At 68.3% G+C, this 12,005-nt stretch carries 11 protein-coding genes and 1 pseudogene; 9 read left to right on the top strand and 3 right to left on the bottom strand.

From position 1 onward, the window contains the following. Positions 1-167: 167 nt before the first annotated feature. From ACWPN7_RS03675 to ACWPN7_RS03645, 7 genes are all read left to right on the top strand, one after another. Positions 168-467: a cupin domain-containing protein gene (locus ACWPN7_RS03675; protein ID WP_103039523.1), complete on the top strand. Its 300-nt coding sequence runs from the start codon at positions 168-170 to the stop codon at positions 465-467. A 40-nt stretch (positions 468-507) separates the two neighbouring features. Continuing rightward, positions 508-927, top strand: a complete 420-nt coding sequence (locus ACWPN7_RS03670; protein WP_014198408.1) for a hypothetical protein — start codon at positions 508-510, stop codon at positions 925-927. A 215-nt stretch (positions 928-1,142) separates the two neighbouring features. Beyond that, positions 1,143-1,796 carry a metal-dependent hydrolase gene (locus tag ACWPN7_RS03665; RefSeq protein ID WP_201044044.1) on the top strand — a complete coding sequence of 218 codons (654 nt, stop codon included), beginning with the start codon at positions 1,143-1,145 and terminating at the stop codon, positions 1,794-1,796. A gap of 216 nt (positions 1,797-2,012) precedes the next feature. Further along, positions 2,013-3,626, top strand: a complete 1,614-nt coding sequence (locus tag ACWPN7_RS03660) for a hypothetical protein (RefSeq protein ID WP_492273117.1) — start codon at positions 2,013-2,015, stop codon at positions 3,624-3,626. Positions 3,627-3,806: 180 nt separating this feature from the next. Continuing rightward, entirely contained in the window at positions 3,807-4,343 is a 537-nt protein-coding gene (locus ACWPN7_RS03655) for a (2Fe-2S)-binding protein (RefSeq protein ID WP_103039526.1), read from the top strand. Next, positions 4,340-5,338 (top strand): FAD binding domain-containing protein, encoded by a 999-nt coding sequence (locus ACWPN7_RS03650; protein WP_103039527.1) that lies wholly within the window; start codon positions 4,340-4,342, stop codon positions 5,336-5,338. Before ACWPN7_RS03655 ends, ACWPN7_RS03650 begins: the two co-directional genes overlap by 4 nt. After that, positions 5,335-7,611, top strand: a complete 2,277-nt coding sequence (locus tag ACWPN7_RS03645; protein ID WP_459196693.1) for a xanthine dehydrogenase family protein molybdopterin-binding subunit — start codon at positions 5,335-5,337, stop codon at positions 7,609-7,611. The genes ACWPN7_RS03650 and ACWPN7_RS03645 overlap by 4 nt, the downstream gene beginning before the upstream one ends. A gap of 126 nt (positions 7,612-7,737) precedes the next feature. On the opposite strand, the gene ahpF is transcribed toward ACWPN7_RS03645, so the two are convergent. After that, positions 7,738-9,318, bottom strand: a complete 1,581-nt coding sequence (gene ahpF, locus ACWPN7_RS03640) for an alkyl hydroperoxide reductase subunit F (RefSeq protein WP_459196692.1) — start codon at positions 9,316-9,318, stop codon at positions 7,738-7,740. Positions 9,319-9,583: 265 nt separating this feature from the next. Next, positions 9,584-10,147: an alkyl hydroperoxide reductase subunit C gene (gene ahpC / locus ACWPN7_RS03635; protein ID WP_137104973.1), complete on the bottom strand. Its 564-nt coding sequence runs from the start codon at positions 10,145-10,147 to the stop codon at positions 9,584-9,586. Positions 10,148-10,369: 222 nt separating this feature from the next. Here ahpC and ACWPN7_RS03630 point away from each other — a divergent pair. After that, a pseudogene (locus ACWPN7_RS03630) lies at positions 10,370-11,056 on the top strand (LysR substrate-binding domain-containing protein); the annotation flags it as partial. 82 nt (positions 11,057-11,138) lie between these two features. Further along, entirely contained in the window at positions 11,139-11,327 is a 189-nt protein-coding gene (locus ACWPN7_RS03625) for a hypothetical protein (protein ID WP_492273247.1), read from the top strand. A gap of 23 nt (positions 11,328-11,350) precedes the next feature. Here the strand turns inward: ACWPN7_RS03625 and ACWPN7_RS03620 are convergent, their stop codons facing one another. After that, on the bottom strand, positions 11,351-11,962 hold the full coding sequence (locus ACWPN7_RS03620; RefSeq protein WP_149650119.1) for a helix-turn-helix domain-containing protein: 612 nt from the start codon (positions 11,960-11,962) through the stop codon (positions 11,351-11,353). Positions 11,963-12,005 lie beyond the last annotated feature (43 nt).

The raw sequence follows: 12,005 nt of genomic DNA, 5'->3' as shown, positions 1-12,005 counted from the left end.
GGATTCAATCGTAGGTAGACATCCCCCAAAGGAGGGGGGCGCTCGCCAAAGGAGTCCCAAGGAAAGGCGCCGGATGCGCTTCGGTCTGGGCGCGGCTCGGGCTTCGTGGTACACGAATTGTTCTTTTGAAAAGTCCCCAACGAGAAGAGCAAGGAGGGCACCAGGAGATGAGCACCCGTCCGCAGGCGGTTTCCACCCAGCATGTCGAGAACGAGCGCACCCGCGTCACCGAATGGCGTCTGGTGCCGGGGGCGGAGACCGGCGCCCATGTGCACGGCTACGACTATGTGATCGTTCCGGTGACGACCGGCGCCTTCACCATCGTCGATCCGGACGGCAACGCCCGCCAATTCCCGCTGGAGCCGGGCCGCTCCTATTTCCGCAAGGCCGGCGTCAGCCACAACGTCATCAACGACGGCGCCAGCGACATCGTTTTCGTCGAGGTCGAATTCCTCCAGCCCGGCTGACCCCCCAAATCTGATCCCCCAGGCCCGATCCGACTGACCGATGCACCGCGGCTCCACCATGTTCGACTATGGCCAGGACGGCGACGAGCCGCTCCCCGACGCCGTCATCCGTTCCGGCGGACCGCGGTCCGTCCAGCATTTGCTGCTCTCGCTATCGCCCGAGAATCCGCTCTACCTCTACGCCGACGCGGCGGACGCCGGGGGCGGCGCCTATTACCGGGACTCCCGCGAGGTCTGGCAGTCGCTCGCCGACGGGGAAGGCCAGCGCTGGCGCTGGTTCGTCGGCAGCCAGGGCCGCGTCGTCGAGGCCGCGCCCGGCGACGTCCACGGCCTGCGCCGCGCCGCGCCGGTCGCCCTGACCATCACGTGGTACAGCCTGCCGGACCGCGAGAGCGTCGGGCGGGTGCGCAACGCCCTGCGTGCCATCGGCGCCACCTGCAGCCGCGGCCCGGCGGGCTGACGGCACCCCTGCCCCGCCGAAGCGGGCGTGAACGCATAGGCGCCATGTCATTTCGGAATCCCTCTTGATCAGGCCGTTATTGTGTGGGCGCGACTTCTGTCCTAGTGTTAGGAACCAGGAATCCGGGAGCATCCGACAGAGTGGCCGTCACCCAGGCACAGCCTTCGCGCGTTCTGACGCCCTGTGCCTCATCGCTCGCCCTGCGGTGACCGGTCATGATGGCCTCTTCCCACATGATCGTCGGCGGGGCGGCGTGGTTCTACGCCTCGGCACGCTTCGGCCTGCCCTTCGACGTGGTGGCGTTCGGGGCGGCGGTGATCGGGTCGCTGGCGCCGGACATCGACCATCCCAAATCGACGCTCGGCCAGTTGATGCGGCCGCTGTCGAACATGATCTCGGCCGTCTTCGGGCATCGCGGCGTCACCCATTCCACGCTGGCCATCGTGGGGTGCCTGTGGGTTCTGCACGAGTACGCGGACTACTCGCACCTGATCCTGCCTTTCCTGATCGGCTATCTGACCCATCTGGCGGGCGACCTGCTGACCCCGGCGGGACTGCCGCTGCTGTGGCCGATCAAACGGCGGCGCAACTTCGCGCTGCCCATCCTGAAGACCGGCGGATTCTCGGAGCAGCTGGCGGTCACGCTGCTGGCCGGCTGGATGATCTCCGGCCTGTTTTCCGCGTCCTGGCCGGGCCTGCCCCTCGACCGCCTGCCCTTCGAGAACTGGATGGCGATGGACCGCCCGTGGCGCTCCGCCGTCGTCGCGGCGCAAGGATTCCTTGGGGAGGAAGGGCGGGAACGCAGTGCGCCACCCATCCCCGCGCGCAAGCCCGCCGAGCCGGCGAAGACCCGCCCGTTGAAAGGCTGAGTCATGAGCGCCTGGATTGTGTTTTAAATGTAACGGTCAACGACTCATCTTGGCTTTCTGTTTCGCCAACCTTGTTGCATTTCGTCATAGAGACCGTGAAAATCTGTCTTTGTCACCGCTTAGCGATTCGTTAGGCTTTTTAGGCACATTCTAACGACCATATCCAATCGATCTTAGATTGAATTTCCACACGCTTCGATGCGGACGGATCCGACCATGGCAAAGCTCCGGATGTCGAAAGAGACGCAGGCGGACAACGGTGTGCCGCCCGATGCGGCGACGGCGATTCCGCTCCACCTCGCCCTGCCCGATCTGCCCGGTGGACAGGACAAGAGCCTGAAGCGTGTGTCCGACGTGCTGGCCCCGCTGGACCATGGTCAGAAGCTCCAGCTCTACAAGATGATCCGCGACGGGTATCTGGAGGACATGGCCGAACCGGTCGCCCAGATGCTGGTCACCATGCTGAACGGCCGCCGGTCGGAGCACGCGCGCCGCGTCTGGACCGGCCTGTTCGACGCGCTGATCCTGCGCGACGATTCCCTGCTGACCAGCGGGGTCCGGCTGGCCGGCGCCCTGCATCTGGCGGACGTCAGCGCCTGGTGGTTCGCCCTGGTCCCGCGCATGGAACCGCTGGTCGGCCGCGTCCAGGAGACGGTGGCCCGGCTCGCCAAGGACCAGCCGCTGAACGAAATCTTCGCCTCCGCCGAGGCGCAGACTTGGGCCGACGAGCTGCGCCAGCGCAGCCTCGCCGTTCTGGCCCGCCTGCGCGCCACGCCGGCGGAGGCGACCGCCTTCCTGGCCGAGGTGTCGGGCTTCCGCGCGCAGATGTTGAAACGCCACGGCGTGCGCCAGCGCGAAGGCGTCGCCCGTGCGGAGCTGGAGCGGATGGAAACCATCCTTCTGGCGGCCCCCGCCTGGGCGGACCAGCCCCTGCCGTCGATGCTGCACGGCGACCCGGTGCGTCTGGCGCGGGAGATGGTGCGCCGCGGCGACTGCACGCGCGAGGGGGCGGCCATGTTCGCGGTGGCCGGCCTGCACCGGCGCGACGACGCCGCCCTGGCGACCCGCCTGTTCGAAGCCTTCCCCGTCGCCGTGGCGAAGGACGCCATCATCGGCCGCCTTCTGGTCGCCGCGGAAGCGCTGAAGGCCACGCTGACCGGCAGCTTCCTCAGCAAGCCGGGCCTGCTGGTGGCGGACGCGGTGGACGACCGCGACCATCCCTCCGCCCAGCTCCAGCATTTCCTGGCTTGGTACGACGCCGTCCACGCGCTGGAGCTGGACACCACCGACCGCGAACGCAACATGGTCCATCAGGCGTTCCGCGAGCTGAGCAACGCCGTGCACGAGGACCTCGCCCCCGTCCTCGCCCGGCGGATCGAGGCGCTGACCATGCACAGCGTGCTCGACCCGCTGATGGAGCGCGTGCGCTTCGTCAACGAGTTCCAGGCACAGCTGGCGCGGCGCGGCATCGTGTCGTCGGGCAAGCCGTGGCGTGCCGAGGACGGCAACCACGTCGCCACGGTCTTCCGCCGCCTGTCCTCCACTGGCGCCGCGGAAGGGCTGCGGACGCTCGGCCAGCTTGCCGATCTGGCGGACATGCTGAGCTACCCCATCGAGATCACCGCGCTCGACATCGCGCTGGCCGGGGTGATCGAGGCGGCGTTGCGTCAGCAGAAGACGTTCGGCGCTGCCGAAACCCGCCTGATCGACCGCGTCATCGCCGTGTCCAGCGATGAGCGCAAGCGCTGTCGCTGGTGGGTCGCCCCGGAAGTCGTCACCCTGCTGGACGCCGCGGAGAAGTCCGGCATCGCCGGCACCGCAAAAAAGTAACGGCGAGCCGCAAGAACCCCAACTTTCCAGCCTGTGGCCGGGATGCGCATTCCGCCTTCCCGGCTCGTTCATTTCGACAGCGGAACGGCGGTGCCAACCTCCTGTTGTCCGGACATGTGAAGTCGGCGCAGCCCTTGATCGTGGCGGCGTCCGGCGCTCCCCCGCAGATCCGGAGTCTCCATGGCACAGCTCAACGCCAGCCTGCGCCCGGCCCCCGCCCCGCCGCCCGAACCGATTCCCGTCACGCTGAACGTCAACGGGGTGGAGCGGGCGCTTCATCTCGCGCCATGGACGACGCTGCTGGACGCGCTGCGCCTGCACCTCGACCTGACCGGCACCAAGAAAGGCTGCGACCACGGCCAGTGCGGGGCCTGCACCGTGCTTGTGGACGGGCGGCGCATCAACTCCTGCCTGACGCTGGCGGCGATGCAGGACGGCCGCAAGGTCACCACCATCGAGGGACTGACCACCGGCGACGCGCTCCACCCGCTCCAGGACGCCTTCATCGAGCATGACGCCTTCCAGTGCGGCTACTGCACGCCGGGCCAGATCTGTTCGGCCGCCGGGCTGATCGCCGAGGGCAAGGCCACCACCGACGACGAGATCCGCGAGCTGATGAGCGGCAACCTGTGCCGCTGCGGGGCCTATCCCAACATCGTCGCGGCGATCCGGCAGGCCATGACCATCACCGGCCCGAAGGCGGAGGGCGCGCCATGAGATCCTTCACCTACGCCCGCGCCGACAGCGCGGCGGACGCGATCGGGCGGGCCGGCGCCTCCGGGACGGCCTTCGTCGCCGGGGGGACCAATCTGCTGGACCTGATGAAGGCCGACGTGCTTCGTCCGGACGAGCTGGTCGATATCTCCCGTCTGCCGCTGGACCGGATCGAGGAGACGGCGGAGGGCGGCCTGCGGCTGGGCGCGCTGGCCCGCAACGCCGACACCGCCTACGACGAGCGTGTGCAGACCCGCTACCCCATGCTGTCCAAGGCGATTCTCGCGGGGGCTTCGGCGCAGCTCCGCAACATGGCGACCAACGGCGGCAACCTGCTGCAGCGGACCCGCTGCTACTACTTCTACGACACGGCCACCCCCTGCAACAAACGGGAGCCGGGGTCGGGCTGCGGCGCGATCGGCGGGGTCAACCGCATCCACGCCATCCTGGGCGCCAGCGATCAGTGCATCGCCGTCCACCCCTCCGACCTCTGCGTCGCTCTGGCGGCGCTCGACGCGGTGGTCCAGGTGACCGGGCCGGAGGGTGAGCGCAGCATCCCCTTCGCCGAGTTCCACCGCCTGCCCGGCGACCGTCCGGAGATCGACACCACCTTGCAGCCGGGCGACCTCGTCACGGCCATCGACCTGCCGGCCAGGGGCTTCGCCGAGCATTCCACCTATCTGAAAATCCGCGACCGCGCCTCCTACGCCTTCGCGCTGGTGTCGGTGGCTGCGGGGCTGGAGATGGATGGGGGCACCATCCGCGAGGCCCGTCTGGCGCTGGGCGGGGTTGCGCATAAGCCTTGGCGCGATCCGGAGGCGGAAGCGGCCCTCGTCGGGAAGCCCGCCACGCCCGACCAGTTCCGCGCCGCAGCGCGCGTGCTGCTGCGCGACGCCAAGGGGCACGAGCACAACAGCTTCAAGATTGAACTCGCCGAGCGCGCCATCGTCCGTGCCCTGACCGAAGCCGCCGAGCGCAAGGGAGCGCCCCGTCCATGATCGCCATTCCCAGCATTCCCGGCTTCCTGACGGAGCCCAACGGCCCCATCGGCAAGCCCGTCAACCGGGTGGACGGGCGCAAGAAGGTGACCGGCAACGCCCATTACGCCGCCGAGTTCACCTTGCCGGACCTCGCTCACGGCTACATCGTCTCCAGCGCCATCGCGCGCGGGCGGATCGCCTGCATCGACACGGCGGCGGCGCTGGCCCTGCCCGGCGTCATCCACATCTTCACCCACGAGAACCGGCCGAGCCTCGCCTGGTTCGACCGCAAATGGAAGGACGACGACGCGCCCAAGGGAGCGCCCTTCCGCCCGCTCTACGACGCGGAAATCCACCACGCGCTCCAGCCGGTGGCTCTGGTGATCGCCGAGAGCTTCGAGCTGGCCCGCTACGCCGCCCGCCTCGTCCACATCGAGTATGAGGCGGCGGCCCACCAGACCGACCTGCGCGCCAACCGCGCGAACAGCTTCACCCCCGGCAAGGACAAGGGCGGTTTCGAGCCCCCGCCGAAGCCCCGCGGCAACCCGGAGCAAGCCTTCCTGGACTCGCCCGTCCAAGTGGACGCGGAGTTCACCCAGGCGGCGGAATACCACAACCCGATGGAGATGCACGCCACCACCGTCCTGCACCACGACGACGGCACGCTGACCGTCCACGACAAGACCCAGGGCGCGCAGAACTGCCACACCTACGTCTGCAACGTCTTCGGCCTGTCCAAATCCGCCGTGCGGGTGATGTCGCCCTTCGTCGGCGGCGCCTTCGGCTCCGGCTTGCGGCCGCAGCATCAGCTCTTCATGGCCATGCTGGCGGCGACGCAGTTGAAACGCTCCGTCCGGGTGGAGCTGTCGCGCCCGCAGATGTTCAGCTTCGGCCACCGGCCCGAAACCATCCAGCGGGTGGCGCTGGGCGCCGACCGCGACGGCACGCTGCGGGCGCTGATCCATGAGGCGGTTCAGGAAAGCTCCCAAAACGAGAACTATGTGGAGGTCGTCGTCAACTGGTCGGGCCAGCAGTACGCCTGCGACAACGTCCGGCTGGACTATAAGCTGACGCGGCTGGACGTGCACACGCCGCTGGACCAGCGTGCGCCCGGTGCCGCGACCGGCGTCCCGGCGCTGGAGATCGCCATGGACGAGCTGGCCTGCAAGCTCGGCATGGACCCGGTGGAGCTTCGCCTGAAGAACTACGCGGAGACCGACCCCAACACCGGCAACCCCTTCTCCAGCAAGGAACTGCGCGCCTGCTTCCAGCACGGGGCGGAACGGTTCGGCTGGGCCAAGCGCAGCCCCGCGCCGCGCTCCATGCGCGACGGGCGGGAACTGATCGGCTGGGGGATGGCGGCGGGTGTGTGGGACGCCATGCAGGGGCAGGCCGCCGCCAAGGCGGTGCTGGGCGTCGACGGAAAGCTGGTGGTGTCCAGCGCCACCGCCGACATTGGCACCGGCACCTACACCGTCATGACGCAGATCGCCGCCGACGTGCTGGGCCTGCCGATCGAGGAGGTGACCTTCTGCCTGGGCGATTCCTCGCTTCCCACCGCCCCCATCGAGGGCGGGTCCTGGACCGTCTCCACCGTCGGGTCGGCGGTGAAGGCGGTGTGCGACCGGGTGCGCTCACAGCTGGTCACGTTGGCCGGCAAGCTTGAGGACAACCCGCTGAAGGGCGTGGCGGAGGCGGATGTGCTCTTTGCCGATGGCCATCTGATCGTCCGGGACGACCGGTCGCGGCGGCTGTCAATCACCGACGTGATGCGCGGCTCCGGCACCCTCAGCATCGAGGAGGAGGCGCGCGCCCTGCCCTATCTGCTGGCGCGGGCACGGCACACCTTCGCCACCCATTCCGCCGTCTTCGTGGAGGTGCGGGTGGATGAGGATCTCGGCACCATCCGGGTGGCCCGCGTGGTCAGCGCCATCGCCGCCGGCCGCATCATCAACCCCAAAACGGCGCGCAGCCAGATTCAGGGCGCCGTGGTCTGGGGCATCGGCATGGGTCTGGAGGAGGAGGCCTTCACCGACCACCGGCTGGGCCGCGTGATGAACCACGACTACGCGGAGTACCATGTCCCGGTGAACGCCGACGTGCCGGAGATCGACGTGCTGTTCGTCGAGGAGCATGACGACATGGTCAACGCGCTGGGCGCCAAGGGGGTCGGCGAGATCGGCATCGTCGGCGTTCCCGCCGCCATCGCCAACGCCATCCATCACGCGACCGGCGTGCGCGTGCGCGAGTTCCCGATCACGCTGGACAAGGTGCTGGCAGGGCTGCGCTGACGTGGGCGGGGGTACGCGACCAGCCCCCACCCAACCCTCCCCCGCTGACGCAGGGGAGGGCTTTTCTCCTCCCCCTGCGAAAGCGGGGGGAGGTCGGGAGGGGGGCCCTACGCGACCACGTCCCCCTTACGCCGCCGCGACGGCCTCGACCGGCGCCATGCGGATCAGGTAGTCGAAGGCCGACAGGGCGGCCTTCGAGCCCTCGCCCATGGCGATGATGATCTGCTTGTAGGGCACCGTCGTCGCGTCGCCCGCTGCGAAGACGCCGGGGATGGAGGTCTGGCCGCGGGCGTCCACCTCGATCTCGCCGCGCGGGCTCAGCGCCACAGAGCCCTTCAGCCACTCGGTGTTGGGCACGAGGCCGATCTGCACGAAGATGCCTTCCAGATCGATCCGATGCACCTCGCCGGTGTTGCGGTTTTTGTAGCTGAGGCCGGTCACCTTGGTGCCGTCGCCATGCACCTCGGTCGTCAGGCCCGAGGTGATGACGCGCACGTTCGGCAGGCTGCGCAGCTTGCGCTGGAGCACCTCGTCGGCGCGGAGCTGGCTGTCGAACTCGATCAGCGTCACCTCGGCGACGATGCCGGCCAGATCGATGGCCGCTTCCACACCGGAGTTGCCGCCGCCGATGACCGACACGCGCTTGCCCTTGAACAGCGGGCCGTCGCAGTGCGGGCAATAGGCCACGCCCTTGTTGCGGTACTCGTCCTCGCCGGGGACGCCCATCTGGCGCCAGCGGGCGCCGGTGGACAGGATCACCGTCTTCGACTTCAGCGAGGCGCCGTTGGCGAGCTGGACCTCGATCAGGCCGCCCGGACCCGAAGCGGGGATCAGCTTCTCCGCCCGCTGCAGGTTCATCACGTCGACCTCATACTCCTTGACGTGCTGCTCCAGCGCGGTGGCCAGCTTCGGCCCCTCGGTGTGGGAGACGGAGATGAAGTTCTCGATGGCCATGGTGTCGAGCACCTGACCGCCGAAGCGCTCCGCCGCGACGCCGGTACGGATGCCCTTGCGCGCCGCGTAGATCGCCGCCGCGGCGCCGGCCGGGCCGCCGCCGATCACCAGCACGTCGAAGGCGTCCTTGGCCTTGATCTTCTCCGCGTCGCGCTGCGAGGCGCCGGTGTCGATCTTGGCGAGGATCTGCTCCAGCCCCATGCGGCCCTGGCCGAACGGCTCGCCATTCAGGAAGATGGACGGGACGGCCATGATCTTGCGCGATTCGACCTCCTGCTGGAACAGCGCGCCGTCGATGGCGACATGCTTGATCCGCGGGTTCAGAACGCTCATCAGGTTCAGGGCCTGCACCACGTCAGGGCAGTTCTGGCAGGACAGCGAGAAGTAGGTCTCGAAGCTGTACTCACCCTCCAGCGCCTTCACCTGCTCGATAACCTCCGCCGACTCCTTGGAGGGGTGGCCGCCGACCTGCAGCAGGGCGAGGATGAGGGAATTGAATTCGTGGCCCATCGGCAGGCCGGCGAAACGGACGCCGACATCGGTGCCGGTGCGCTTGATCGCGAAGGAGGGCTTGCGCGCGTCGTCGTCGGTGCGGACGAAGGTGATCTTGTCCGACAGGGACGCGATGTCCTGCAGCAGAGCCTGCATGTCCTGCGACTTGGCACCGTCGTCCAGGGAGGCGGCCAGTTCGATGGGCTGCGTGATCTTGTCGAAATAGGCCTTGAGCTGGCCTTTGACGTTGCTATCCAACACGGCGAGGGCTCCCGAAAGTGGTTTTTCGAAGCGAGCCCGGTGGCGCCAGGGCGGGTCCGGGCAGCAGAAGTTCGTTGAAGCGTTTCTTGTCGAACGGCAGATCTTGGTGAACGGCAGATCTTGGTGAACGGATGAAGGCCACTCGTGATCCGGGCCCGGAATCGATCCGGGCCCGAAGCCGTGGCGCCGCGGCCGGCGTGGCTGCGGCCGAACCATCCGGCCACGGTTGCGGCCGGCGGTTCCCAGAGGATCAAGCCGGAGAGGCTTAGATCTTGCCGACGAGGTCGAGCGACGGGGCGAGCGTCTTCTCACCCTCTTCCCACTTGGCCGGGCAGACCTCGCCCGGGTGCGAGGCGACGTACTGGGCGGCCTTCACCTTGCGGAGCAGCTCGCGGGCGTCGCGGCCGATGCCGCCGGCGGTGATCTCGACGATCTGAATCTTGCCGTCCGGGTCGACGACAAAGGTGCCGCGGTCGGCGAGGCCCTTCTCCTCGATCAGGATCTCGAAGTTGCGGCAGATCGTGGCGGTCGGGTCGCCGACCATGGTGTAGCCGATCTTGCCGATGGCCGGCGAGGTGTCGTGCCAAGCCTTGTGGCAGAAGTGGGTGTCGGTCGAAACGCTGTAGATCTCAACGCCGAGCTTCTGGAACTCGCTGTAGTTATCGGCCAGGTCTTCCAGCTCGGTCGGGCACACGAAGGTGAAGTCCGCCGGGTAGAAGAAGACGACCGACCACTTGCCCTTCAGGTCGGCGTCGCTGACGTCGATGAACTTGCCGCCCTTGAAAGCGGTCGCCTTGAACGGCTTAATCTCGGTGTTGATCAAGGACATGATTTCTCCATCAGTCTGAATGATTGGAGCAAGCGTCACTCCGGTGTCCTGCCAGCCTGGCGCCGTTTCCCAAATGGGCTACCGGTGCCGCGGCATCCCTGCCGGAAGTCTGCTCCCCCCTCGTTGGTCGCTTGACACCAGGGAAGTTAGGGGCAATGGGTCAGCGATGGAAGCGAAAAATACCAATCGCTTTGATCGATAAAACCGATTATTGTGCAGTGCATGAAGCCCCTCCCCACCTTGCGTCAGCTCCACTACCTCGTCGCCGTCGTCGATCGCTGCCATTTCGGCAAGGCGGCGGAGGCGTGCCTCGTCAGCCAGTCGACGCTCAGCGCCGGCATCCAGGAATTGGAGAATCTGCTGGGCGCCCCGCTGCTCGAGCGCACGCGGCGCACCGTCCTGCCGACCCCGTTGGGCCGCGAGATCGCCGACCGCGCCCGCACCGTCCTGAAGGGGGCGGAGGAGCTGGTGGACATGGCCCGCTCGGTGGAGGACCCGATGTCCGGACCGCTCCATCTCGGCGTGATCCCGACCATCGGCCCCTTCCTGATCCCTCGCGTGATGCCGGCGCTGCGCGACAGCTTCCCCAAGCTGAAGCTGTTCCTGCGCGAGGACCAGACCGCCCGGCTGCTCGACCGGCTGGAATCGGGGGAGTTGGACGCGGCCATCCTCGCCCTGCCCTACCCCTCCGGCGACGTGGAATCGATCGACATCGCCGAAGACCGCTTTTCCGTGGTCTGCACGCCCGAGCACCGGCTGAGCGACGTCACGACGCCCCGCCCGTCCGACGTCGCGCTGGACGATCTGCTGTTGCTGGAGGACGGGCACTGCCTGCGCGACCACGCGCTGGCCGCCTGCTCGATGGAGGGGGCGCGGCAAAGCGCCACGTTCCAGGGCACCAGCCTGCACACCCTGGTCCAGATGGTCGCCAACGGGCTGGGGGTGACGCTGCTGCCCCAGATGGCGCTCGAACTCGGGGATTCTGCGCGGTTTGGATGTGGTGGTCCGCCCGCTGGGCGGGGAGCGGCCGTTCCGCCGGATCGGGCTGGTCTGGCGCCGCACCTCCGGCCGCAAGGAGACCTTCCGGCAGCTCGCCGCCGCCCTGAAGACGGAGATGTCCCGCGACAGCGGGCCGCAGGCCCCCGCCAACGGCGACGCCAGCGTGCGGACCGCCGCCTGATCCAGGGCCAGAGAACGCCGGAATCAGAAGACGTAGGTCATCACGAGATACAGCAGCGCCTCGCCGTCACCCGCGTTGCGGTAGGCGTGGGGGGCGTCGGCGTCGAACTGGATCGTGTCGCCCTCCTCCAGCCGGTGGGTGCCGTCGCCGGTCTCGATCTCGACCACGCCGCGCCCGACCAGGATGTTCTCCACGGTGCCGATGGTGTGGGCGTCGGCCCGCTCATCGGTGCCGGGAGCGAGGCGCAGCTCGTAGAACTCCACCTGCCGCTCGCCGTGGAAGGGGAACAGCGCCCGCGAGCTGAAGCGTCCGTCGCGCGAGGCCAACGGCCGGCTGTCCGCCCGCCGGATCACCGTGGTCCCGCCGCTGCCTCCACTGCTGAGCAGGCTGGAAAAGGGCACGTCGAGCGCGCGGGCGATGGTCCATAGGAAGTCAATGCTGGACGGTCCCCGCCCGGCTTCGATCGCCGTCAGCTCGGCCCGGCTGTTGCCCGACAGCTTGGCGAGCGCGTCGACGGACAGCCCCTGGCGGAGCCGGAAGCTGCGGATGTTCTCGGCGATCACGCCGGTCAGCGGGTTGGCGTCGCCATCCGTGCTCCGGGGGTCCGTGCTCCGGGGGGTCGATGTCGTGCTCATGGTGTTTGGCCCTCCCGCTCCGTCACTGCGTGCTCATATCCTG

Source organism: Azospirillum sp. UENF 312511 (genome assembly GCF_058780635.1).
The sequence above is the reverse complement of the archived record's forward strand: the minus strand, read 5'-3'. Positions and strand labels throughout refer to the sequence as shown.

Coding starts and splice junctions, on each gene's coding strand:
- ACWPN7_RS03620 (WP_149650119.1), bottom strand. CDS start 11,962: ATGAGCACGACATCGACCCCCCGGAGCACGGACCCCCGGAGCACGGAT.
- ACWPN7_RS03655 (WP_103039526.1), top strand. CDS start 3,807: ATGGCACAGCTCAACGCCAGCCTGCGCCCGGCCCCCGCCCCGCCGCCC.
- ACWPN7_RS03660 (WP_492273117.1), top strand. CDS start 2,013: ATGGCAAAGCTCCGGATGTCGAAAGAGACGCAGGCGGACAACGGTGTG.
- ACWPN7_RS03650 (WP_103039527.1), top strand. CDS start 4,340: ATGAGATCCTTCACCTACGCCCGCGCCGACAGCGCGGCGGACGCGATC.
- ACWPN7_RS03645 (WP_459196693.1), top strand. CDS start 5,335: ATGATCGCCATTCCCAGCATTCCCGGCTTCCTGACGGAGCCCAACGGC.
- ACWPN7_RS03670 (WP_014198408.1), top strand. CDS start 508: ATGCACCGCGGCTCCACCATGTTCGACTATGGCCAGGACGGCGACGAG.
- ACWPN7_RS03665 (WP_201044044.1), top strand. CDS start 1,143: ATGATGGCCTCTTCCCACATGATCGTCGGCGGGGCGGCGTGGTTCTAC.
- ahpC (WP_137104973.1), bottom strand. CDS start 10,147: ATGTCCTTGATCAACACCGAGATTAAGCCGTTCAAGGCGACCGCTTTC.
- ACWPN7_RS03675 (WP_103039523.1), top strand. CDS start 168: ATGAGCACCCGTCCGCAGGCGGTTTCCACCCAGCATGTCGAGAACGAG.